General features: G+C 31.3%; 19 protein-coding genes and 1 riboswitch. Of the genes, 8 read left to right on the forward strand and 11 right to left on the reverse strand.

All coding sequences use genetic code 11. The annotated features are described in order from the left end of the window. Nucleotides 1-91: 91 nt before the first annotated feature. Both ACJDUG_RS15840 and ACJDUG_RS15845 read right to left on the reverse strand, forming a co-directional pair. Complete coding sequence (locus tag ACJDUG_RS15840) at nt 92-1,399, reverse strand: FtsW/RodA/SpoVE family cell cycle protein (protein ID WP_406770839.1); 1,308 nt, start codon at nt 1,397-1,399, stop codon at nt 92-94. Further along, entirely contained in the window at nt 1,396-1,779 is a 384-nt protein-coding gene (locus ACJDUG_RS15845) for a PadR family transcriptional regulator (protein WP_406770840.1), read from the reverse strand. Before ACJDUG_RS15845 ends, ACJDUG_RS15840 begins: the two co-directional genes overlap by 4 nt. A gap of 658 nt (nt 1,780-2,437) precedes the next feature. Here ACJDUG_RS15845 and metG point away from each other — a divergent pair. Further along, nucleotides 2,438-4,372: a methionine--tRNA ligase gene (metG, locus tag ACJDUG_RS15850; RefSeq protein WP_406770841.1), complete on the forward strand. Its 1,935-nt coding sequence runs from the start codon at nt 2,438-2,440 to the stop codon at nt 4,370-4,372. Between the two features lie 458 nt (nt 4,373-4,830). On the opposite strand, the gene ACJDUG_RS15855 is transcribed toward metG, so the two are convergent. The 3 genes from ACJDUG_RS15855 to ACJDUG_RS15865 form a co-directional block, all read right to left on the reverse strand. Then, entirely contained in the window at nt 4,831-6,138 is a 1,308-nt protein-coding gene (locus tag ACJDUG_RS15855) for an ABC transporter ATP-binding protein (protein ID WP_406770842.1), read from the reverse strand. A 23-nt stretch (nt 6,139-6,161) separates the two neighbouring features. Further along, a complete protein-coding gene (locus ACJDUG_RS15860; RefSeq protein WP_406770843.1) occupies nt 6,162-7,880 on the reverse strand; it encodes an ABC transporter permease in 1,719 nt (572 codons plus the stop codon). Between the two features lie 81 nt (nt 7,881-7,961). Beyond that, entirely contained in the window at nt 7,962-8,087 is a 126-nt protein-coding gene (locus tag ACJDUG_RS15865; protein ID WP_406770844.1) for a hypothetical protein, read from the reverse strand. Nucleotides 8,088-8,276: 189 nt separating this feature from the next. Beyond that, nucleotides 8,277-8,445: riboswitch (M-box (ykoK) riboswitch) on the reverse strand. Between the two features lie 338 nt (nt 8,446-8,783). On the opposite strand from ACJDUG_RS15865, the gene sufC reads away from it, so the two are divergent. From sufC to sufU, 5 genes are read left to right on the forward strand one after another with little or no spacing between them, the layout of a single operon-like run. Beyond that, nucleotides 8,784-9,524: a Fe-S cluster assembly ATPase SufC gene (sufC, locus tag ACJDUG_RS15870; RefSeq protein WP_406770845.1), complete on the forward strand. Its 741-nt coding sequence runs from the start codon at nt 8,784-8,786 to the stop codon at nt 9,522-9,524. Nucleotides 9,525-9,559: 35 nt separating this feature from the next. After that, the gene (gene sufB / locus ACJDUG_RS15875) at nt 9,560-10,975 is read left to right on the forward strand and encodes a Fe-S cluster assembly protein SufB (RefSeq protein ID WP_406770846.1); all 1,416 of its coding nucleotides are present in this window, start codon (nt 9,560-9,562) and stop codon (nt 10,973-10,975) included. Between the two features lie 14 nt (nt 10,976-10,989). Continuing rightward, nucleotides 10,990-12,135, forward strand: a complete 1,146-nt coding sequence (sufD, locus tag ACJDUG_RS15880; RefSeq protein ID WP_406770847.1) for a Fe-S cluster assembly protein SufD — start codon at nt 10,990-10,992, stop codon at nt 12,133-12,135. Continuing rightward, the gene (locus ACJDUG_RS15885; RefSeq protein WP_406770848.1) at nt 12,128-13,366 is read left to right on the forward strand and encodes a cysteine desulfurase; all 1,239 of its coding nucleotides are present in this window, start codon (nt 12,128-12,130) and stop codon (nt 13,364-13,366) included. Before sufD ends, ACJDUG_RS15885 begins: the two co-directional genes overlap by 8 nt. Continuing rightward, nucleotides 13,356-13,781 carry a Fe-S cluster assembly sulfur transfer protein SufU gene (gene sufU, locus ACJDUG_RS15890; protein ID WP_406770849.1) on the forward strand — a complete coding sequence of 142 codons (426 nt, stop codon included), beginning with the start codon at nt 13,356-13,358 and terminating at the stop codon, nt 13,779-13,781. The genes ACJDUG_RS15885 and sufU overlap by 11 nt, the downstream gene beginning before the upstream one ends. A 55-nt stretch (nt 13,782-13,836) precedes the next feature. Here sufU and ACJDUG_RS15895 read toward each other — a convergent pair whose 3' ends face one another. Beyond that, nucleotides 13,837-14,208, reverse strand: coding sequence for a GtrA family protein (locus ACJDUG_RS15895; protein WP_406770850.1), 372 nt, complete (start codon nt 14,206-14,208; stop codon nt 13,837-13,839). A gap of 525 nt (nt 14,209-14,733) precedes the next feature. Between ACJDUG_RS15895 and glmS the strand changes: the two genes are divergently transcribed. Then, nucleotides 14,734-16,560: a glutamine--fructose-6-phosphate transaminase (isomerizing) gene (glmS, locus tag ACJDUG_RS15900; RefSeq protein WP_406770851.1), complete on the forward strand. Its 1,827-nt coding sequence runs from the start codon at nt 14,734-14,736 to the stop codon at nt 16,558-16,560. A 253-nt stretch (nt 16,561-16,813) separates the two neighbouring features. After that, nucleotides 16,814-18,373 carry a TnsD family Tn7-like transposition protein gene (locus ACJDUG_RS15905; RefSeq protein ID WP_406770852.1) on the forward strand — a complete coding sequence of 520 codons (1,560 nt, stop codon included), beginning with the start codon at nt 16,814-16,816 and terminating at the stop codon, nt 18,371-18,373. A 95-nt stretch (nt 18,374-18,468) separates the two neighbouring features. On the opposite strand, the gene ACJDUG_RS15910 is transcribed toward ACJDUG_RS15905, so the two are convergent. The 5 genes from ACJDUG_RS15910 to ACJDUG_RS15930 all read right to left on the reverse strand — a co-directional run bounded on the left by ACJDUG_RS15910 (nt 18,469) and on the right by ACJDUG_RS15930 (nt 25,517). Further along, nucleotides 18,469-18,687 carry a hypothetical protein gene (locus tag ACJDUG_RS15910; RefSeq protein WP_406770854.1) on the reverse strand — a complete coding sequence of 73 codons (219 nt, stop codon included), beginning with the start codon at nt 18,685-18,687 and terminating at the stop codon, nt 18,469-18,471. Between the two features lie 210 nt (nt 18,688-18,897). After that, a complete protein-coding gene (locus ACJDUG_RS15915) occupies nt 18,898-20,889 on the reverse strand; it encodes a TnsD family Tn7-like transposition protein (protein WP_406770865.1) in 1,992 nt (663 codons plus the stop codon). A 9-nt stretch (nt 20,890-20,898) separates the two neighbouring features. Further along, the gene (locus ACJDUG_RS15920) at nt 20,899-22,527 is read right to left on the reverse strand and encodes an ATP-binding protein (RefSeq protein WP_406770855.1); all 1,629 of its coding nucleotides are present in this window, start codon (nt 22,525-22,527) and stop codon (nt 20,899-20,901) included. Beyond that, on the reverse strand, nt 22,520-24,661 hold the full coding sequence (locus ACJDUG_RS15925; RefSeq protein ID WP_406770856.1) for a Mu transposase C-terminal domain-containing protein: 2,142 nt from the start codon (nt 24,659-24,661) through the stop codon (nt 22,520-22,522). The genes ACJDUG_RS15920 and ACJDUG_RS15925 overlap by 8 nt, the downstream gene beginning before the upstream one ends. Nucleotides 24,662-24,665: 4 nt before the next feature. Continuing rightward, nucleotides 24,666-25,517, reverse strand: a complete 852-nt coding sequence (locus ACJDUG_RS15930) for a TnsA endonuclease N-terminal domain-containing protein (protein WP_406770858.1) — start codon at nt 25,515-25,517, stop codon at nt 24,666-24,668. Nucleotides 25,518-25,531: the final 14 nt, after the last annotated feature.

Here is a 25,531-nt window from a genome sequence, read left to right on the forward strand (position 1 = left end):
TAGGCTATGAACTAAAAATATGCAGGTATTGCTGAATGAATTTTAAATAAATCAATCAGTAATATCTGCATTTTCTACGGGAAAAAGATTTTTATTCAGCCAATACCTTATTAGTTAAATTTTTGCGCCTATATATACTTGATATTATGCCTATTTCCATGAAATTAATTACTAAAGCTGTACCGCCATAGCTTATAAATGGCATAGATACTCCGGTAATTACAATTATTCCTAAGGTCATAAATATGCTTAGCACAAACTGGCTTGAAAATAATGCTGCAAGTCCGTATAATATGAGTTTTCCATAGCCATCAGCTACAGTACTTGTACTATTTATTATTCTTATGATAAATATAAGAATTAAAGTAACAATGACTGCAAAGGCTGTCCATCCAAATGTGTATATTATATATGTTAATATTAAATCTGTTTGATAATTTGGCAATTTTACTGGTTGTATAAAAATACCTTTACCAAAGATACCGGAAGAATAAATTAACTTATCTATTTGGGTATTTATATAACCAATTCCTTGAGGATCACTTTTCCAGTTAAGTAAACCAAGTATTCTATGAAACCTAAAAGGTTCCTTAAAGATAAATAAATAAGCTATAATTATTACCGGTGAAATTACTCCTACAACATGCTTTATTTTAGCACCTGAGGCTAATATTAACATTAAGAAAACAGTTGAATAAATGATGCATGTAGTGAGAGAAGGAAGCAGTACAAATAAAAAATTTGGAATTATAAATAAAGCAAAGGCATAGAGTAGGTTCTTTTTATCCTCCCAATTTAATTTGTAAAAAATACCGCTAAGACTTATTAAAAATAAAAGAAGTACTATGGATGAAATATTTATACTTAATGAACTTATACTTAAATATTGTTTTACTCCATTTACTGGTGAGCCTACAAATATTAGATAAATTAATATGAAGATTGAGGCATAATAAAGATATTTAGAATAATTATTTAATTTTCTATAGTCAAAGAAATATAAGCCAATTGATATGGCTATTCCAATAAATGAAAAAATTAAACTCTTTCCTAAAATAGCACTGTAACCAGAACTTAGGAGTTCATTTGTCTGTAAGAGATATAAGCACACAAGACCAAATATTGAAAATACAAGGCTAATTGCTATAATCGGCCAATCGGGCCTTTGCTTATGAACTTTATTCAGATCCCTGCCTACTAAAAGGGCATCGCCCATATTAGAAATAGATTTTTGCAGGGCTTCTTCTTCATTATTTCCAGCCTCAATATAAGCTTCTGCAGTTTCAATAATATGATTTTCTAGTTCTAAAGCTATATCTTCATGGGCTTCTCGACATTTTATTAAGGAACATACTTCACTAATATAATTTTTTATTAACGGATTATTATTTAAGCTCATATTAATCCCTCCATAGCCAAATTATCAAGACTTTGAGAAGTTAATATATGTTTATTATCTAGAAGCACCTTATCAACTGTAGAACGAAACAAGTCCCATTCTTTTTCCTTTTCTTTAAGAGAAAGCCTGCCCTTATCTGTAAGCTTATAATATTTTCTTTTTCGTCCTTCTTCACTTTCAAACCAATAGGCTTCAACTAAGTTTTCATTTTCAAGGGTATGGAGAATGGGGTATAAGGTACCTTCCTTAAAGGAAAAAACTCCATTAGATTTTTCATCCATAGCTTTAATCATTTCATAACCATACATGGATTTTTTATCTAACAGGCTTAGAATAAGTATAACTGTACTTCCCTTTAAAAGTTCTTTATTAACTTTCATATAAATCACCCTTCATACATTGAATTACTATGCATAGTATATCTAGGTATATAATAAGAAAATTTTGGAATAAAGTCAAGAGAAATTTTAGAGACTTCTTAGTAAAATACGGTTAAAAATTGTATTTGTTAATATTAAATAAGAATATTGACATAATAAGTATAATGGAATATTATAATAATTAATAAATGCAGTGATGGGAAGAGTAGTGAAGGAAAATACTTAAAGAGAGCTGGGTATGGTGAAAACTGGCAGTATGAAAATTTACGAACATGGCCCCAGAGCAGATTGTCTGAAGAAAATATTTAAATACTTGACTTCATTATAAATGAACTTTTAATTAATTATGGGTGAAGATTCCATAACTAATTAAAAGAATAAGGAATGAAATCAAATATTATAAGTAGGACAATACGGAAGCAGCCGTTATTTTGCAGGGTGATAAAAGCTTTTATAAAGCGGAGTCACTTATGGAGTTATCTATGGTGACATGGATATAAATTAGAGTGGTATCGCGTACATTACGTCTCTATGTGGATTTTTCTGCATAGGGATTTTTTATTTTACTAGAGCCATAACCTTATAGGAATACACATTATTTATGCATATTGCAAAAGAAAATGGAAAAAATTTAATTATAAAATTGGAGGAGATAAACATGACTAAGAAACCATTTTACATTACAACACCAATATATTATCCATCAGCAAACTTACACATTGGAAATACTTATACTACTGTAGCAGCCGATGCCTTAGCTAGATTTAAAAGACTTACAGGTTATGAGGTGTTCTTTTTAACTGGGTCAGATGAACATGGTGAAAAAATTCAAAGAATTGCAGAAGCAAAAGGGGTTACTCCAAAGGCCTATGTGGATGAAATTGTAGCAGGAATTAAGGACCTTTGGAAGCTAATGAACATAAGCTATGACAAGTTTATTAGAACCACAGATGATTATCATGAAAAAGCAGTTCAAAAGATAGTTACTAAGCTTTATGACCAGGGAGATATTTATAAAAGCGCCTATGAAGGGAATTATTGTGTTCCTTGTGAATCCTTCTGGACTGACACTCAGCTTGTAAACGGCAACTGTCCTGATTGTGGAAGACCAGTAGAGAAAAGAACTGAAGAAGCTTACTTTTTTAAAATGTCAAAATATGCTGACAGGCTTATTGAATATATAGAATCTCATCCTGAGTTTATACAGCCAGAATCAAGAAAAAATGAAATGTTAAATAATTTCCTAAGACCAGGCCTACAGGATTTATGTATTTCAAGAAACTCCTTTAACTGGGGAGTTCCTCTTGAGTTTGATCCAGGTCATGTAGTTTACGTATGGATAGATGCTTTATCTAATTATATAACTGCCCTTGGTTACAATGGCGAAGATACAGAGCTTTATGAAAAATTTTGGCCTGCAGATGTTCATCTTGTAGGAAAGGACATTATAAGATTTCACACCATTTATTGGCCAATTATGCTTATGGCTTTAGATCTTCCGCTTCCAAAGCAGGTATTTGGGCACGGCTGGCTTTTAGTTGATGGTGGAAAGATGTCTAAATCCAAGGGTAATGTGGTAGACCCAGTGATTTTAGCACAGCACTTTGGAGTTGATGCTATAAGATATTACCTTCTTAGAGAAATACCTTTTGGTTCAGATGGACTATTTAACAATGAAATATTTATTAAAAAGGTAAATTCTGATTTAGCTAATGACTTAGGAAATCTGCTTTCAAGAACAGTAGCAATGATTGAAAAATACTTTAATGGTATTATTCCAGCTCCTACTGCTAAGGAAGCTATTGATAATGAACTTATAGAACTGGCACTTGAAACACCTAAAAAGGTAGAAGCTCATATTGATAACTTAAGAATTCCAGAGGCACTAGGAGAAGTTTGGGCGCTTATTAGAAGAGCAAATAAATATATCGATGAAACAACTCCATGGATTTTAGCAAAGGAAGAAAGCAAGAAAGAAAGACTAGGAACAGTTTTATATAATCTTTCTGAAACCTTAAGATTTGTTTCAGTTTTAGTTTCCTCCTTCCTGCCTTCAACTGCTGAAAAGATTAATGAGCAGCTTAATGTAAATCTTACAGCTTGGGATAGTCTTGCTGCCTTTGATGGAACTGAAGCTAATACAAAGGTTAAAAAGGGAGATGCTATCTTCCCAAGAATTGATGTAGATGCTAAGCTTAAGGAATTAGATGCCTTAAAGGAAGAAGCTAAAGAAGAGCCAAAGCCTGCAATGCAGCCTCTTAAAGAAGAAATTACAATAGATGATTTCGATAAATTAGATTTAAGAGTTGTTAAGGTTTTAGCTTGCGAACCAGTTAAAGGAGCAAAGAAGCTTTTAAAACTTAAGGTGGATTTAGCTGGTGAAGAAAGACAGGTTGTTTCTGGTATAGCTCAATATTACAAACCAGATGACTTAGTTGGAAAGTATGTAGTTCTTGTAGCTAACCTAAAACCAGTTACTTTAAGAGGAGAGCTATCTCAAGGTATGATACTAGCTGCTGCTACAGATGACGACAGCAAGCTGTTTACAGTAAGCATTCCTGGAGAACTTCCTACTGGAAGCCAAGTTAGGTAGTTAATAAAACTTATATAAATAAAAGATTTTGCTATAGGGCAAAGTCTTTTATTTTTTAACTTTCTTATGGAATTTATTATCATATGAGATATATAATGTAATTACATAATAACTAAGGAGACTGCTTATGAAATTAAATAAATGGTTTTATATAACTTTTTTTATAACTTATATTATAATCGGGTGCTATTTATCATCGATGGTAGGTATTAAATATCCTGGATATGTAACTTTTTATACTAGTTTTTATGATAAATTTAAAGTAGGATTTATCGACCACTGGATGGTGAAAGCTTTAGTATCATTAGCTTGCTCTTTTGGTGTTAATCATTTATGTAGTAATAAGAGAAGCGTTTAAAATAAGGAGGGAAAAAATGAGTAAAAAAATATATTTGAATTTAATAAAATGCAATTAATTAGGTGGTACGAGAAATAGTCTCGTACCACCCTTTGCCAAATTACATTAAATTATCCTCAATATCAATATATAATTCTCTGGAATCATGATCAAAATTAAATAATTCAGCATATCTGCCCCAATCAATAATTGGGTCCATAGTATTTTCTACCTCATAAGTTGAAAAATGCTGCATAAATAACTCTTCAAAAAATTCTTCCTTCATAGTTTTATTTTTCTTACTATTTAGGACATTCTCAATAACTCTAAAGGTTGAAATGTTTTTGATTTGATTTTTAAATATTAATTTACTATCATCGATATCAGCTTCAACAAATTCTTTACCAAGCTCTGTAATTAGAATATCCCCCTCTTTTATTTCTGCAAAATTCAGCATACAGATTCCTTCTATATTTGGCAGCAAATCATCAATCTCCATTAATAGGTCTCTGCCTAGCTGGTAAATATCCATTTTACCATCATTATCATCTATAAGTTCTAGAAGCCCTGACATTACACCTATATATGCCTTTGGTATTAACACAGGCTTTTCCATGGTACCTTTATTTCCATTTACAACTTCAACGGCTTCCTTTTCCGCCTTTTCATCTAATCTTCCTCTAGTTAATATATTATAAATATTATCACTGATGCTTTCAAATTCTGGAGACTTTCTATTTCTTGGATGAGGAAGATCAACTTTTAATTCTTTAATAACCCTGGCTGGATTCTTACTTAATATAATAATTTTATCAGCCATAAGCACAGCTTCTTCTATATTATGAGTTATCATAATAATACTTTTAATTGGCATCCTTTTATCTGTCCATAAATCTATAAGTTCAGTTCTTAAATTCTCAGCTGTTAAAAAGTCCAGTGCTGAAAAAGGCTCATCCAGACATAAAAGTTTAGGCTCAACAGCTAGTGCTCTAGCAAAACCAACTCTTTGTCTCATACCACCGGATAGTTCTTTAGGGTAGGCTTCCTCAAAGCCATCTAAGCCTATTAAATCTATTAAATCTTCTGCCTTTTGTCTAGCATAGTCTTTAGGAAATCCCTTGGCTTTTAGTCCAATTTCTACATTTTCAAGTACTGTTAACCATGGGTATAATGCAAAGCTTTGAAAAACTATTGAGGCATATGGATTTACCCCATTAACTCTTTTTCCATCAAATATAACTTCACCCTTATCTGGCTGAATTAATCCTGTTACTGTTCTTAATATTGTAGATTTACCTGAGCCTGAAGGCCCTAGAATCGCAACAAATTCACCTTCATTAATATTTATGTTTATATTCTCAATTGTTGGTTTATCAGAACCACCAAAATATTTTGTTATTCCATTTACTTTTATAAATTCTTTAGCCATTATTATCCCTCCTCCTATTTCTATTAAAGCTCTATTTTATATTTAACTTCCGATAAGGTATATAATCTTTTCCATATCAATTTATTAAAGCTGACTACCACTACACACATAACAATAGTGCTAAGTAAAAGCATTGGAAAATCGCCCTTATTAGTGGCATCTGATATTAAGGCTCCAAGACCAACAGTACTAACAGAATTGCTGCCAAAGTTTACATATTCAGATACTATACTAGCATTCCAGCAGCCGCCTGTGGCTGTAATCATTCCTGTTATTAAATAAGGGAATATTGCTGGAAGTATTAATGTTTTCCACTTTTTAAAACCCTTAAGACTAAAGGTTTTACTAGCTGCAATTAAATCATCTGGTATAGCCATTGCTCCTGCAATTACGTTAAACAATATATACCACTGGGTTCCCATTAACATTAAGAAAACTGAAGCTATGTTTAGGCCTCCTACTGCACTCATAAAAAAGCCTAATACTACTGGAAATAGTGCTGTAGCAGGAACTGAAGCTATAACTTGTATGATTGGCTGAAGTATATTTGCCAATTTTTTATTCATTCCAATAGCAACACCAACTGGTACCGTCCATATTAGTGCTATAAGCTGTGCTGCTAAAACTCTTAATAATGAGGCAAGAACGGCTTTAGGAAGCTTACTTAAGTCATTAGGGGAAACGGTAATTATAAGTTTTAAAGCATTAAATAGTGAATAGGCAAATATAATAATTGCTAGAATTCGTACCAGCCATTTGATAAACATTCCTAAAAGGCTGGACTTTTCATTTTTTTTGGTACTAAGTTTACTTATCATTTTATCAATAGCATTGTTTATTCTAAAGCTGATTTTACTAATTATCTTTTCTGATATAAATTCAATAATAACTGAACGCCTTATCATTGTAAGAATTAAGGAATGAGATTTTTCATCATTTTCAGTAAGCTCTACTTTAAATTTGTCTGCCCATACAGTTACAGGCTTCCAAACTAGCTCATTTAAAAGTACAATTACTAAAATCAATGTAAACAATCCCCATAAAAGTGCTTTTGTATCCCCATTATTAGCTGCAGTTTGAAGATATGAACCTAGTCCTTCAAGTCTAAAATCTTTACCCTTTAAAGTAGACATTTCACATGCCATAAGAAAGAACCAGCCACCTGCCCAAGACATCATACTGTTCCAAACAAGACCTATAGCTGAAAATGGAAGCTCAAGTGTTTTAAATTGCTGCCATTTATTTAATTGAAAAACCCTAGTTGCTTCTTTCAGATCCTTAGGGATAATTTTTATTGAATGATAAAAACTAAAGGTCATATTCCACGCTTGCCCAGTAAAAATAAGAATAATTGAAGCAAGCTCAATTCCTACGTTGCTACTGGGAAATACTGATATTAATCCCAAGACAACTGCGGGTAAAAATGATAGTACAGGAATTGATTGCAATATATCAAGTATAGGTACTAAAAGCTTCTCTGCTCTTTCATTATGAGCGGCTACATACCCATATATGAAGGTAAACAGCAAGGATAAAATATAGGCTGCTGTCATTCGCCCAATTGACTTTAAAGCATAAATAGGAAGCTTTGAAAGACTAGTTGAAATTTCTATATTTTGTCCACTGGCAGCATGGTTAATACTTGGTGAAACAAAAATATATAATAGGCCGATTATTGCTAAAAATATAATAATATCAAGTAGTCCAAATTTCCTTTTAATAATATTTGCTGTAATTTTCATCTTAAAATCCTCCTATGATTTGTATTTATAATTTGTAATATTAATTAAAATAAACACATTTCATAGTAATTTAATTAAACTTCATTTTTTATGAACTTTAACTCCTTCCATAACAAACCTATATGTAAAATAGGGATTGGCTATGGTTATGGTACTAAATTTCTTAATTCGGTTTATTAAATTACTATTATAAGGACCATCGTCCATATCCAATCACCTCCTGTATTCGTAACGATTATTAATTGTTACCATCCATGAATTCCTCTGCACTGGGCAACCTGTACTCGCCGCTTCTCATCGGCTAGGTTACCCGTAAAAGTCCATTTAGGACTTTTACCTCATAAAATAAAAAATCTCTTCGCAACAAGCGAAGAGATTCTCAAAACGAATCAAATAAAACCTTCTCCACTCGTTGAGTTTTAGCACTGTATAGCTTAGAGATGTTTACTCAGCTACATTAGGTAAAACCTTAATCCGGTAGTACCTGCTGACCCATTGGCGTCTCTCGACATTTCTGGGCAGTAGCGTGTGTCTAATACAGTAACCTCACCTAACAAGATTATTAAATTATGTACATTAAGTTTAATATAAAATGTATATTATCATTTTATATCAACCTTACACCTTCATTATATGGCCATAATTCATTATGGTCAACAGTTTTTCAATTATTATTAAATACTTTTTTACAAGACACGGATAATGCTGAGTAAGAATAAACTGAAGTCTTAATACTTGACGAATCCAGAGCAAAATAGTAAGATATACTTAATCATGTATTCCGAGTAAAATTATCGGATATATTATATAATAATTAAAATTTGATTTCAATCACAGTAATGATTGGAAATAAATTTTATAATTAAATCATAGTAAATTAGTCGGATATAAAGGAGAATTAAAATGGATGAGAAGCTTTTAAAAATAGAAAATCTAAAAACTGAAATAGAAGGTAAAGAAATCTTAAAGGGTTTAAATTTAGAAATTAAAAAAGGTGAAGTCCATGTAATAATGGGACCAAACGGAGCGGGAAAGTCCACTTTAGCTAATACACTAATGGGACACCCAAAATATAAAATAACTGATGGTAAGATCTTATTTGAAAATGAAGAAATAAATGAATTAAAGGCAGATGAAAGAGCTAAAAAAGGGATTTTCTTATCCTTTCAATATCCAGAAGAAATTCCTGGTGTAACTGTAGAAAACTTTTTAAGAACTGCTAAGATGGCGGTTACAGGAAAACCTTTAAAGATTCTATCCTTTAAAAGAGCCTTAAAGGAAAAGATGGAGCTGCTTGAAATGAAAGAAGAATATGCTGAGAGATATTTGAATCTAGGCTTTTCCGGCGGTGAAAAGAAAAAGAATGAAATACTACAAATGGCCATACTTGAACCTAAGCTTGCTATTTTAGATGAAACTGATTCAGGGCTTGATGTAGACGCCATAAGAATTGTGTCACAAGGAGTAAATGCACTTAAAAACAGCCAAAACTCCATACTTATAATAACCCACCACAATAAAATATTAGATTATTTAAAACCAGATTATGTACACATTCTTGTTGATGGAAAAATAGTTAAAACAGGAGATTTCTCTTTAGCAAAAGAAATAGAAGCAAACGGGTATGAGAGCTATAAGGAGTAATCAGCGAGATTAGATTCAATAAAGGAGGTAATTACATGGAAGAGAAAATTAAAAAGAAAACTTATATAGATGATTTAGATAGAGGCATTTACGATGTTAAAAATGATTTTAATTATAGCTTTAAGGCTGACAGCGGTTTAACTCCGGAAATAGTAATGGAAATTTCCAAAGAAAAAAATGAGCCTCAGTGGATGACAGATTTTAGATTAAAGTCTCTAGAAATATACAACAACATTGATACTCCCCCTTGGGGACCAGATTTAACTGATCTTCATATGGAGAATATTGTAACCTATGTTAAGCCAAATACAGAGATGAAGGGCAAGTGGGAGGAGGTACCTGAGGATATTAAAAAAACCTTTGATCTTCTAGGTATACCAAAGGCTGAAAGAACATCTCTTGCTGGTGTTGGTGCACAATATGATTCAGAGGTGGTTTACCACAGCATTAGAGAAGATTTAGTTAAAATGGGTGTTGTTTATACAGATATGGAAACTGCCATAAGAGATTACGAGGATATAGTTAAAGAATACTTTATGACCTGTGTACCTCCTAGCGATCACAAATTTGCAGCCCTTCATGGAGCGGTTTGGTCAGGTGGTTCCTTTGTATATGTTCCGGAAGGGGTTCAGGTAGATATTCCACTACAATCCTATTTTAGATTAAATGCACCGGGAGCAGGACAGTTTGAACATACATTAATTATAGTTGAAAAGGGTGCAAAGCTTCACTTTATAGAAGGCTGTTCGGCACCAAAGTATAACGTAAATAATCTTCATGCCGGCTGCGTGGAGCTATTTGTAAAGGAAGGTGCAAGACTTAGATACAGCACCATAGAAAACTGGTCTAAGAATATGTATAACCTTAATACTAAGAGAGCCATAGTTGAAAAGGACGGACTAATAGAATGGGTTTCAGGCTCCTTCGGCTCAAAGGTTTCCATGCTTTATCCAATGAGTATACTTAAAGGAGAAAGGGCTAGAGCAGAATTTACAGGAGTTACTTTTGCAGGAAAAGGTCAGCACTTAGATACAGGCTGTAAGGTTGTGCATGCAGCACCTTATACCACTTCAAATGTAAATTCAAAGTCCATATCTAAGGATGGAGGAGTAGCACTTTATAGAGGAGCACTAAGAGTAGCACCAAATGCTCATCATGTTAAAGCCACAGTAGCCTGTGAATCCTTAATGCTTGATAATATATCCAGATCAGATACCATTCCAGTAATTGATTTGATGAATGATGAAGTGGATATTGGACATGAAGCAAAGATAGGTAGAATTAGCGATGAAGCTATATTTTATCTAATGAGCAGAGGCATAAGTGAAAAGGAAGCTAAAGCTATGATAGTAAGAGGCTTTGTTGAGCCAATAGCTAAGGAACTTCCACTAGAATATGCAGTTGAAATGAATAATTTAATTAAAATAGAACTTGAAGGTGCAATTGGATAAAGGAGGGACGGTTAATGACTAATAGTACTTTAACTAAATTCAATGAAAAAGAAAGTAAAACCTTAAATACCCTCCCAGTTATAACTTGGAGATGGCTTAAGGTTAATGAGTTAAATTTAAAAGATATTAAGCTTTCTCAGATTCCAGCTTATAATAAGTCCTATATTAATGAAATGGACTTCAAAGATGTTATAGTTAAAAAGATGAATTCTAAGCTAAAGCCTAATGAAAATATAAAATATTTTATTAATAAGGAAGAAAACTATGGGGTTTCAGAAGAGTTCACTTCACTTGGTGAAAAACATTATAACACAGGAATCTATGTGCATGCTCCTAAAAATGCAAAGTTAACTGAACCTATTAGGCTTTCATATAACATGGATAATGAAAATCCTATGGTAATGGACTTGAATTTTATAGTTGCTGAAGAAAACAGTGAAATTACCCTAGTTATAGATTACAGTACGGATGATAAGGCAGAAGCCTTCCATAATGGAGTTACTAAAGTTTATGCAAAGGACAACTCTATAGTCAATGTAATAAAAGTTCAGAGAATGAATGATAAAAGCTATCACTTCGACTCTCACATAGCTTACAGCGGCTATAATGCAAAGGTAAACTGGCTGCAAATTGAACTTGGAGCTAAAAACAGCGTTACCAATTATGTTAATAATTTAGATGAAGAAAATAGTGAGGCAAATATTAGCTCTATATATTTTGCCGATGGTGATAGAAATGTTGATTTAAGCTACTTAATGAATCATAGAGGCAGAAGAAGTATAAGCAATATAGAAACAAGAGGGGCCCTAAAGGATAAAGCTAAAAAGGTATTTAGAGGCACCCTTGATTTTAAAAAAGGAGCCGTAAGCTCTAAGGGAAATGAAGAAGAATTTGCTATTCTTTTAGATAAAACTGTTAAATCAGATGCCATACCACTGCTCCTTTGCAGAGAAGATGATGTTCAAGGCCAGCATGCAGCAAGTGCAGGGCAGATAGACAGTAATAAATTGTTTTATTTAATGAGCCGCGGACTAGATGAGAAAGAGGCAAAGAAGCTTATAATAGAGGCTTCCTATGCACCAATTATAGATAAAATTCCTTTAGAGGATTTAAGAAATATTATCAGCGAGGAAATACACAGGAGGCTTTTAAATGCGTGAATTCAAGGTTGATGAAATAAGAAAAGACTTTCCTATTCTATCTCAAATTGTAAATGATAAACCTTTAGTTTACCTTGATAATGCAGCTACTACCCATAAGCCAATACAGGTATTAGAAGCTATGAGTGCTTATCATCATCTGCATAATGGGAACCCACATAGAGGTGCTCATTATCTTTCTGTTAAAGCTACAGAGGATTATGAAAATACTAGAGAAAAGGTAAGAAAATTTATAAATGCAGCTTCTGTAAAGGAAATAATATTTACAAAAAATGCAACAGAGTCCTTAAATTTATTAGCTTATTCCTATGGCATGAACTTTATTAATGCAGGCGATGAAATAGTTCTCTGCATATCCGAGCATCACAGCAACTTAGTACCATGGCAGAAGGTAGCTAAAGCTAAAGGTGCAGTTTTAAAGTTTATGTATTTAAATAGTGATTACAGGCTTACCATGGAGGAAGTTAAGACAAAAATAACAGATAAAACAAAGCTTGTGAGTCTTGCATTTATGTCAAATGTGCTTGGAACTATTTATCCTGTGCGTGAAGTAGCTGAGTATGCACATTCAAAGGGAGCAGTAGTAATAGTAGATGGAGCTCAGGCAGTACCACATATGAAGGTGGATGTAAGAGCTATAGATGCAGACTTCTTTGTATTTTCTGGTCATAAGATGTTAGCTCCTATGGGAATTGGAGTACTTTATGGAAAGGAAAGCTTACTTGAAAAAATGCCTCCATTCTTAATGGGTGGAGATATGATAGAATACGTTGAGGAGCAGGATACTACCTTTGCAGAGCTACCCTTTAAATTTGAAGCAGGTACTCAAAATGTGGAAGGAGCTGTAGGCTTATCGGCAGCCATAGATTACTTAGAGAATATAGGCCTTGACAAAATTCATGAATATGAACTTCAACTTACAGGTTATGCGCTAGGAAAAATGGGTGAGCTTCCCAATGTTAAAATATATGGACCAAGGGACCTTGAAAACAGAGGTGGAGTAATATCCTTTAGCATAGAAGGCTGTCATCCTCACGATACAGCAAGTATTGTTGATACCTATGGAGTAGCTATAAGAGCTGGACATCACTGTGCACAGCCTCTTATGAAATACCTGGGAGCACCTGCAACATCAAGAGCAAGCTTTTATTTTTACAATACAAAAGAAGAAATAGATATATTTATAGAAAGTTTAAAAAGCGTAAGGAAGTGGTTAGGTTATGGATCTTAGTCAAATTTATACAGAACTTATTATGGAGCATAGCCAAAGCGCACATAATAGAAGGCATTTAGATCATGTTGATGCCTGTGAAAGAGGACATAATCCAAGCTGTGGAGATGATATAACCTTAGAGGTAAAATTTAATGGAGACATTATAGAAGAAGCAGCCTTCACTGGTAGCGGCTGTGCCATATCTCAAGCTTCAACCTCCATGATGATAGACCTAATTACAGGAAAATCAAAGGAAGAAGCTTTAGACTTGGTTGAAACCTTTATAAGCATGATAAAAAGAGAAATTACAGATGACGTAGAACTTGAAAAGCTAGAAGATGCCATGGTACTTAAAAATATATCCAACATGCCTGCCAGAGTAAAATGTGCTGTGCTTGCTTGGCACACACTAAAGGAAGCAATAGATAAATAAGGGCAACGGGGACGTTTTTGATACCAAGCAACGTCCCCCGTGTCACGCCCATTTTTTATTTAAATGTCCACAATTTATTTAAGGTATAGTTAATCAAAATACCTATTAATGTGGATATTATTTGAGCTATGTACTTACTTAAATTAAATCTGTCAACTCCAATGTACAATATTAATGATGTTATTCCCAAGGTAATTAAATTTACTATTACAAATTTAATAAGTAAATTAAAACTTCTTGAAGACTTTTTAAACACCCAGCTGCTGTTCCAAAAGAAGCTGTTAATAATACCGGCAATATAGCCTATTACGTTAGCAGTTACATAATAAACCTTTAACTTTACAAGAAGGAAATAAACTATAAAGGTTATTAATGTGTTCCCTAATCCCACGATGCCGAATTTTATGAATTGAATATACTTTCCCATAAGTACGCCTCTATAATATATTAATAATAATCAAATTATGGTTAATTATAACATAAATCATAATTTAATTATTATTATTTTTTTGTGAAAATATTATGTACATACACAAGTGAGTTTATATTGTCATATTATATATGGAAACATCAATGAAAAATTAATATTGTATAAAATTTTAATTTTTCATTGACTAAATAGACTTTAATTAAATATAATATATAGGACGATGTTATTACGAAGAAGGTAAAGTATAATTAAAGGAGGATAGAAGAAAGCATAGTAACATTAAGCGCCAGAACTTAAGCAGAGTTACAAGACTTAAGTTGACGAGGATGGGAAGTATCGAAATATTCGGCGGATGTCCCACGGTACCGCACTACCGTTAAAGACTGATAAACCTGAAAAGTGATTTTCAGAACAACATCAGTCAGGTGTTAAAGCCTTTCTTTGTATGACCCTTAGTTTAAATTGGTTTTAAGCTAAGGTCTATTAGCGTCGTCTAATAATAAAAAAGGAAGGTATATTAATATGTGCGGAATAGTAGGGTATATAGGAAAAAGAGAGGCAGCATCAGTTTTAATAAACGGACTTTCAAAATTAGAGTATAGAGGCTATGACTCAGCTGGAGTAGCTATAATTGAAAATGAAATTTTAAAGGTTACAAAATGTAAAGGTAGACTTGCTAATTTAGAAGAAAAACTAAAAAATGAACCAATTCACGGAACCGTAGGAATTGGTCATACAAGATGGGCTACCCATGGTGAGCCATCAGACTTAAACTCACATCCACATTCTAATACAAATGGAACTATAAGCGTAGTTCATAATGGAATTATAGAAAACTATATTCGCTTAAGAGAATGGCTTTCAGCAAAAGGTTATAAATTCATGTCAGAAACTGACACTGAAGTTATACCTCACCTTGTAGACTATTTCTATGAAGGTAATTTAGAAGAAGCTGTAATGAAGGCAATTTCTAAAATGGAAGGAAGCTATGCTATTGCCGTAGTATCCACTCACGAGCCTGAAAAAGTAGTTGCTGTTAGAAAGGATAGTCCTCTTATAGCTGGATTAGGAGAAAATGAATTCTTTGTAGCTTCAGATATTCCTGCAATACTAAACTATACAAGAGATGTATATTTATTAAATGATAAGGAAATCGTTGTTTTAACTAGAGATGGAATTAAACTTCTTACTGAAGATGGAGAAGAAATTAAAAAGGATATTTTCCATGTAACCTGGAATGCAGATGCTGCTGAAAGAGGCGGTTATGAGCACTTCATGATAAAGGAAATCCATGAGCAGCCAAAGGCTATTAGAGATACTATGACTTCTAGAATAGCTCTTGGAAAGCCAATTACCTTAGACAAAATAAAATTAACTAAAGAAGAACTTGAGAATATAGATAAGGTTTATATAGTTGCCTGCGGAACTGCTTACCATGCTGGAGTAGTAGGTAAATATGTAATAGAGAAAATAGCTAGAATCCCAGTTGAAATAGATATAGCTTCAGAGTTTAGATATAGAAATCCTATAATAAATGAAAAGACATTAATGATAGTTATGAGCCAATCTGGTGAAACAGCAGATACCTTAGCAGCACTTAGAGAAGCAAAAAAACATGGAGCAAGAGTATTAGCTATAACAAATGTAGTTGGAAGCTCAGTTTCAAGAGAAGCTGACGATGTATTATACACTTGGGCAGGTCCTGAAATAGCTGTAGCTTCAACTAAGGCTTATGTAACCCAGCTAATAGCTATGTATATTGTTGCACTATTCTTTGCTGAATATAAAAACACTCTAACCTCAGAGCAAATAGAAGCTCTTAAGAAGGAAATGCTTGAGCTTCCAGAAAAGGCTGAAGAGGCATTAAAGCATAAGGAAGTACTTCAAAAATTTGCATCAAAGACCTATATGCACAAGGATATGTTCTTCTTAGGAAGAGGCTTAGATTACGCTGTAGCAATGGAAGGTTCTTTAAAGGTAAAGGAAATTTCCTATATTCACTCAGAAGCCTATGCAGCAGGTGAACTTAAGCATGGACCAATAGCATTAATAGAAAATGGTACAGTAGTAATAGCACTTGCAACTCAAGAAGAACTCTTTGACAAGATGGTTAGCAATATCAAAGAAGTTAAAACAAGAGGTGCCAATGTTCTTGCCTTCGCCTTTGAAGGTAATGAAACCATAGAAAAAACAGTAGATTCAGCATTATATATTCCAAAAACAGTAGAAATTTTTGCACCTGTGTTATCCGTAATACCACTGCAATTGCTTTCCTATTATATGGCAGTGCAAAAAGGCTGTGACGTAGATAAGCCTAGGAATTTAGCTAAATCAGTTACTGTAGAATAGGAATAGGGCTTGTCCTATTAGATATTTATTGAAAGACAAAATGAATTGGACATAAACAAAAAGAACGGTACACTGACAAAAAGAATGGGACACAAACAAAAAGAACGGTACACAAATATTATAGCATAATTATACTAAGTATTTTATAAATATACACCTGAGTTTTTAGGTGTATATTTTCTTTATTAAAAATATATCTTAACATCAAGTATTGACATAACAATAATAGATTATACATTTGGATGGTGATTTTATGGTACGCCATTTTCCTATGCCATACCCTGATGAAAGTGTTTATAGTATTTTTGTTAGATATGACAAATCAACAGGAAATAATAACTATTTTGTAACAGCAAAAGACTTAATGGGGCAGATGCATTTGAAAATTAATTTTTCATTTGCAAATAATTTGGAGTTTTTAAGAAAAAAGCTTCCAGAAGGCACTACATTTACACCAGAGTATTTTATACTAAATCATACTGTATTACCCATTTATAAGTCTTTTATACCCGAAGAAAGATATGAAAATGCAGTAAAAAGCTTAAAGAATGGTTCTATTACATCGGCTCTTTCAGCTATAGGTTATACTGCAGGTTCTTTATTTGATATAAGTGGATTTAAATATTGCCCAGAATGCATAGAAATAGATAAAAAAATATATAAAAAGGCATATTTACATAGAACACATCAAATAGACGGGAACTTAGTTTGCAGTAAGCATAAATCATTATTGCAAGTATATGATGTACCTAAAATAGTGGATAATATAATGTTTTATGATGTAGATAAGCTTAAAACTCATGATGTAAAGCAATCTATTTCCAATAGGGTAATTGAAGAACTTTATAACTTAAGTTGCGATATAGATATATTAATTGATAAGTATAATGAGTTACCTGATTTTGATATAACAAGGGAAAAATATTATTCTAAAATTGATGATAAAGGCTACTTTTCTAAAAGTGGATTGGTAAATCAGATAGAATTGCATAAGGACTTTATTAATTATTACTCTAAAGAGTTTTTAGATACTTTGAAATCTAATGTTGATGTAAATAATGAAAGTAGTTGGTTAAGAATAATTACAAGAAGAAAAGTAAAAGCAGTACATCCTATAAGAAATTTGTTACTTATAAGATTCCTATTTGGAAACATAAATAATTTTATAGATTATGAATGGCATAAAACATTTGGAATAAAAGAAACTAAAAGTAATTCAAAAGTGATAAATAATAAAACTAATCCTTACAATATCAGTCTTGAAGAACCATATAAAAATGAGTTGCTAAAGTTGATAAAAGCAGAGCCAAATTTATCAAGGCGTGAAATTTCAAGAAGGCTAAGAAAAGAATGTATATGGCTATCTAATCATGAAAAAGAGTGGTTAGAGGGGGTACTTCCTAAACCATTAAAACATGAGGAGTTTTATAAGAATGATAGAGTTGATTGGAATGAAAGGGACTTAAATTATTATAATGTAGTTAAAAATGTTATATATAATATTTTGAAAAATAATATTTCAGACAGGATTAATATAACGCAAATTTCAAAACATATTAATTATACTGTCTTAAATAGAGATATAAGTAAAATGCCTAAAACAAAGGCTCTAATTGAAAAATTAACTGAAACAATACCAGAATTTCATAAAAGAAAAATAAGAATAGCTTTAGATGAATTAATGAAAGGTGACAAAAAAATAAAACCATATATGATTTTAAAGAAGGCTCATATTTCGGATAAGTATTTTCATGACTATGATGATTATATAAATCAGCTATTAGAAGAAAATTATAAGAACAGGAAAAACTAAAGATTTAAGCTTTTGAACAGAATAAAAGCAGTATATGAATGTAATACTGCTTTTATAGTATTGATAACAAAGAAACTATATCTTTTTATTAATTATTATTTGCATTTAGGGTTGGAACATTTAGGATTAGGACTTCCTTGACGAAATGCATCAATAAAATTAGACCAACGTCTTGTAAATGTTGTACCACATGATAAATGTTTGAATGTATAGTCTTCATTTGAACCTTTATAAGGACTTATTAATTCATAATCACCATTTCCTAAGTTTTTTACTATATTTTCTGCTTCCTCTTGGGTATACATTTTTCCCATATTTATTACCTCCAGTCCAAACTAATATACTTATAGTATATCAAATCATATAAGTTCACTATATGAACTAAAAAACTAATAATGTATAATCAATTTTTGGGGATGTATATGTAAAATAGTTAGATGTTCTTTTATAAAATGTAAAAATGCTTGTCAAGAGGTTTTTATTATTATTTAAAAAAATTTACTGGAGTGTTTATAATAAGCAGATTATATAATTTGAGTATCAGAAAGGGTTTTTTTATTAATTAGTGCAGTTATTTCTGATTTTACTTTATTTGAGCAATTCTTTCTAAGACCAGCTTTTCTATATACTTTCCATTCAATGAGCTTTTCTTCATTATTTATCATTTTTTCAATAATTAATCTTGCTCTTCTAATCTGGTATGGTTCAATGGACTCAGCAGATTTTTTTATTAATAATTTTGTTTTTGGAAGTTTGTCTAAATGATGTTCCAATAATGAGGATATTCCTAAAGCGTTTCCAAGTTTATTTTTAGTAATCCTGCAAGGGTTTTCAGAAGATAGTATGTATTTTATTTCTTTAGATATTAATGAGTAAAACTTAGAATCCCTCTCTTCCCAATTAACTTTAGCATTGGTATGTTGTATGTTAGATACTCTCTTGCATCCTTTTAAAATGGATTCCAATAATGCTTTATTATTTCTATAAAGGTATGAATATTCTTTCTGATATAAACGTCTCACTTCACTTATAGTTGGTGGCTCAGTGTGTGATAAAATGTAATTTTGAATGCACTTAGAATATTCAATAGTCATATCAGTATTAGACTTTACTTTAAAGCTATTTGTGCTAACTTTTTCATTAAATTCAGATGTACTTTGCCATGAATATTCTATTCCTAATTTTTTTGCATACTTTTTTATAGTAATTGGGTCGGCTTTCATCTTTTGAGCAATTGAACGAAGGCTACCACCTTCAGTTAAAATAATAGTTTTGAGTTTGTTTTCCCATATAGAACCAAAAGATTTAATCCTACCTAACTTATATCTATCACTTTCATTTGTATCACAACCACGCCTTGAATAAATAAATCCACAGCTACATTTAAATGTTCCTACAGGCTTTCTGGTGTCAGAACAGGTGGTAATAGTACAAACAGTAACAACATCTTTTAAATAGTGTTCAGCAACAGGATTTAAACAAGGCCATGGTGCTTTCCCAAAAGGATTTATTGAAAAGTCATTCCTACCAGATAGTAATTCCGTAATTTCTGTGTCTCTATTTTTACACAAAAATATTATAAAAAGTATATGTTTTATTGGGTGTGAAGATTTAAATTTTTTATGTAACAGCTCTTCAATCCAGCTATATTTTTCATTAATATCAAAATTTAAATTTACACTTTTAAGAAATGAAGAACCATAAAAGCTTATAAACTGTTCCTTTAAATCAATTTGATGAATTGAACCATTAGGTGAAAGTAAATCTAATTTTGAAAGTTTAAAAAGATATCTTTCGTATATATCCTTGATAGAAATATTCAGGTCATTAATATCTAAATTTAAAATATAATTTACTACTTTTGCCACTGATATATAGTATAGCAAGTCTTTATAAGAGCTTATGGAATTATCAAATTTTAAATTTGGGGTAGATAAGGTATGCCCATTAATACATTTATCTTCTAAGGGTAGTAATTTAAATTTGTCCTTAAGATTAATAGGTGCATTACATGTTGGACAATGAGTCCTTAGAACTTTATTGTGCTTATGGCATACAATAACCCCTTCTATATTATGACTTCTATGAAAATATGCTTCTTTATATAATTTAATATCTTCATTAATACAATCAGGGCAATACCTTAAAGTTTGAATAGATTTTAAGCTACTTGCCATAACGCCAAGCTTCATAAATAAGCCTTTCCCATTGTTGCCTTTCATATTATTAATAGAGTAAATTTGTCTTTCTTTATCAAGGAAAGGATAGAAAAGAGGAAGCATAGTAAATTTAAACATGATGTCCTCGGCTGTATAATAATCAATATTTTTAAATTGATTTATAAAAGAATCTATATGACTTGGAAAATATATTGCTGAAACTATATTATCAGCATCAAATAATTCAGAAAAGGTAGCTTTCACACTACCTTTCCCTGTATGTTTGTAATATCTGCTATATGCACTATAAAGCAATTCATCGGGATAAATATTCGGGAAATATCTAATCGTAATAATTACTACCTTTTAAGATATAAATTCATTTATATCTGCAATATAATTTGAGTTTTTTAAAGTTTCGTAAACAGGCATCTTAGCTTGAATTGCTTCATCATATATTTTTAGCATACCAGTAGGTTGTTTAATATTATTTTTTTCTTTATCTCTTAAAAGTTTTTCTTCTTGTTGCAAATCTTTTTTACTTAACAGAAGTTGATAAGCTTGTCGATTTAATATATTTACATCTGTATCAGCCCCAAACTTTTCTACCACTTCTGTAGCTACTATTTCACTTTCTCTCATAGAGAAGCCTCCTTGTATAAGCCAGGCTGAAACAGTGGTTAGCTTATTATTGATAATAAATTCATTGCTCTTTTCAACATCAACTAATGTTTTTTGTCCATTGCCATATATTAGTGCTTTATTTTGTTCAGAATTAAGAATATCATCCCAATTTTTTTTACTTAAATATATATCTTGATACTGACTTAGCAGGTTTTCATCATTCTTTTTCAAGGCATCTAACATTGGTTTTATTGGCTTTAAACATTCTTTAGCAACAGAAGAAATAACTCCTTTTGTAATTTTTTCGTGATTTGAGGATATAGCTCTATATTGAGCTAACATAAATAATTTTAAAACTACATCTGTTATTCCTTGTGATTCTTCATATAGTAAATTTATTAGTTCATCATTAATTTCAACATGATTTTTCGTATATTGAAATTTAAATAATTCTGTAACAAATGCTTTCCATTCAGCATCTTTTTCAATTCTGTTCCAAATTACTATTTCGTCACCACATATCCTTCTTGCATTTCTAAATTCTCTATTAAATAAAGGTATTGCTTTAAGAGTCCCTATAAAGACTATTGGTACTTGTAAGGTGTTAGAAATTTCGACAAAAAAGTTAAGTAGTTGCTCTTGCTTTTTACCTTCAATACCTCTAAGATTTTGAAGTTCATCAAATACAAGTAAGCCAATGGAATGCTGTTGCACAACTGTTTTTATATAATTTAGTAGCTCATAAGAATTTTTATTTGCTCCTTTTCTGTAATATACATTTTCTCCAAATATTTCGTCTATCTGAGATAATAAATTTAAACACAAGCCTTTTGAAGTACAACTTGCAGGGGTTTCTACATGTAACCATGTTATTTGATACCTTACTGTTTTGTCTCCCTTGTAATCAGTGTGAAGAATAACTTGGGGATACATAGATAATATGTTTTTAACAAGAGTAGTTTTTCCAATACCGCTAATGCCAAAAATACCAAGCTCAGGGGTTGTAGAAGAAGAAACACCTTGAGTAGGATACTTCTGCCATTCATACTTGGTAGTATTATTTTTAAATATAAATGGATTTCTATTTACATAGCCATAACGCATGAGTCTTGATATAATTTGCTCAACAGCATAATGTGTTGAAAGAGGTTTAAAAAATCTTTCAATTTCTTTCACCAAATGAATTCTATACATAGCTGGTAAATTTAAATCGTCTTTATTATATTGTGGATATCTTGTTAATTGTTTAGCCATTTTTATTGGGTTATCTATAATCTCAGGTAAAGCTTCAATTAACGGATTGTTCTTATATTCGCTTATTTTTTGCTCTGTATATATGGCATTAACTATATCTATTTTCTTATTATCCATTACTTAAATCCTCACTTTCTAAATCCATAGTAACAATATCAACATATTTAGGTCTTGGAACATATTCATCATCAGTTGCATTATTTAAACTTACTACCTTATTTTCACTTATGATAGGCTCTTTTTTATCAAGTTCCCATGCTTCTTCTTGCCTGTTAATACTTTTCTCATTAAATCTATTTTCTCTGATATTCTCAATTTTTTCTTTTTTGGATTTGATTAATTCTTTTTCACGTTTATTAGCTGAAGAGATTATTTGTTCAATATTTGCATTTAAATTTGCTGTGTTTTGAATTTGGCTATCACCGTAGTTAGCATGTTCAGAGTTTTCTATTTCGTGAAGACATTCGAGTTCTTCATAATATAAGTTCCTATAAGTTTTATCTAAAGAGTTTAGTTTAATAAATTTATTACCTTCATTTATATAAACAAAATCAGGATTTCTTGGGTCATAGGATATTACAGTCTTAATTCTTCCGTATTTCCTTATATGTTCAAATATTCCAGACTCAACTGCCTCTTGACAACTATATCTTCTGTTTTGAAATAATAGCCCTCTTTCTGTTATACTACATTCCTTTGAAGGCATTAGATTTAGTTTTATTATATCTTCACTGAATGTTTTTAATGAACCACTTCTGTTCTTAATACCCCAATTCCAAAGTTCATTTGGAATTGGAGGAACATTATCTTTAATCATTTGCAAATCTCTTTCGTAATAATTCATATAACTGCTGTTGAAGTATAAAATACTATGAATAATTAATTGAGTAAATTCATGCAAATTGAGTAAAGCACCTAACCTATAATCTTCATCGCCTCTTACTCTAAATTCTTTTTTTATTGAACCAGGTAACCAATGTAGAGTTTTATTATTAAACCTTCGGAAGTTTTGTTCCACGATACCTTTCCAATCAGCTCTAAAAGGTGGAAGAATCTTTATATTTACTCCAAGATTAGCTTTCAAATTAAATGTTTTATTACTTTCAAATTCCCCTCTGTCTGCTATTATGTTTTCAGGTAAGTGATTGCACATCCAATCTTCATCAGTTATTGAAATACCATATTCTTTACATAACTCAACCTTATTTCTTGTAGTATTATATATTGCCATCATTGCACCTAACCAGCTTGGACCTTCTAAACCAACATAAAATCCAACAATTTTTCTTGAAAATACATCAATTACCATGTATATAACAGGGCGACCGATTATCCAGTTAGGATTTATTCGGCTTACTAAATAAATATCAGCAATTGTAGCATCAACTTGAAAAAGTCTTCCAGGAGCAAATGCTTCAGAAGTGGATTCTCCTAAAATGCTTCTATGATTTAATTCGAAATTTCGTTGTCCTTTTCTTGAAATTATTAAATCCTTTGTTGAAAACATTTTTTTACCCCAATATTCGAATTGCCTAAAACTTGGAGAGTTATCTTTATCAATAAGAGGGACTAATATACCTTGATTGTTAGTGTAGTATCCATGGCTAAAATAAGTCTCAAGCATTTTTTGGTATGCTTTTGTAAGAGTAAGTTCGTTACCATTGTTATAAAACTTTTTGTAAGAGTTTTTGATTATGTTTCTGATATCTTCAGTAACATTAATCCCTTTTTTATTATCTTTTCTTGGAGTACCTCGTTTCAATTCACCAGAACCTTTATTACTACCTATCGACCTTAGATTAAAATAGTTAGGTAAAAGAGAATTAATAGTTTTACCACCTGACCAATATAATCTTAAATATCTGTATACAAGTTTATGCTGATGTATTTGATTTTTAATCATTAAATCTTTAATGATTTTTCCTCGCTTAGACTTTATATAAATATCTGGTTCACAAAAAACAATATCTTTTATTAAGTTCCATCTATTATCCCTTATTTGCTTGTGTTTCTCTGTAATATTTTCTTCGCAAATAGGGTTAATATTGGGGTTATCTATAATAATTATTTCTTTAGAAATTAAAAGTGCTTTAATATGACTTAATTCTTTTATTTGTGGAATTGAAGTATTGTTATTAAGTTCAAATGTAATAATTGAATTAGATTGACTTTCAATCCATAAAATTACTTCTAATGTTGGTTGTTCGGAAGCTGAGATATATTTAATAACAGAATTAATAGCTATATCCACTTTATTAAATTGCCACCTCCTTATTCGTAGTTAAGTTCTTAAATTCTTTGACAACAAATATTTTATCTGTATTAATTGGTTTTAGCATATCAATCAACCAGTATTTATTGGCTATTAAGTATTTTATACAGAATAGAGAGTCACCAGGGATTAAACCGAGCTTCATGTCTATAACTTCGGTTAATTTAGATAAGTTCTTTGGTTCGCTTAATAAATCTTTACGAAGAGCATCTTCTACATAGATTATTTTTTCAAAGTCAAAATTTGACCCCCTTAGAAAATAAGCATTATGAATAAACTCCACATTAAATGAAAATGCACTATCTATATCTTTTTCAGTTACTATCTTCCAATCAATACCTCGATTTGTCCAAAAAATTCTTTCAATTTCAAACTTTTCAATTACTCTTCTATCAGATAAATCTTTTGAATATTTAATGGTTCTTGCCTTTAGCTCAGTTTTCCCATTAATATTTAGTGTTATAAGAAAATCTGTAGTTTGAACATTTTTTGTACCTATTTTAGGAATAGTAGGATACTTAACACCAATTGATTCAGCAATTTGTAATGTTTCTGAGATAGATTTATCTTCATCAAGCAAAGGAAATTGTTCTCTGATATCTGTTATTTCAGAAGTAAACTCTAAAATATAAAAGTATTTAGTTTCTAAATCAGATAAGAGTTGATGAACTCTTGAATTTGTTTTCCAGCCACTTATCTCAGAGCATCTACCTAATGAAGACAAATCTCTAATTGTAATCCAAGGTAAGTATTTATCTCTTTCTCCAAAGCCACGCCCTTCTTTTATTCTTCTTTCAATAGTTTTATCTGTAAATAGTCCCCTATGTTTAGCCAACGACACTACCTCCT

Origin of the sequence: Candidatus Clostridium stratigraminis (genome assembly GCF_045310675.1) — a bacterium.
In the GTDB taxonomy this organism is placed as follows: domain Bacteria; phylum Bacillota; class Clostridia; order Clostridiales; family Clostridiaceae; genus Clostridium_AT; species Clostridium_AT stratigraminis.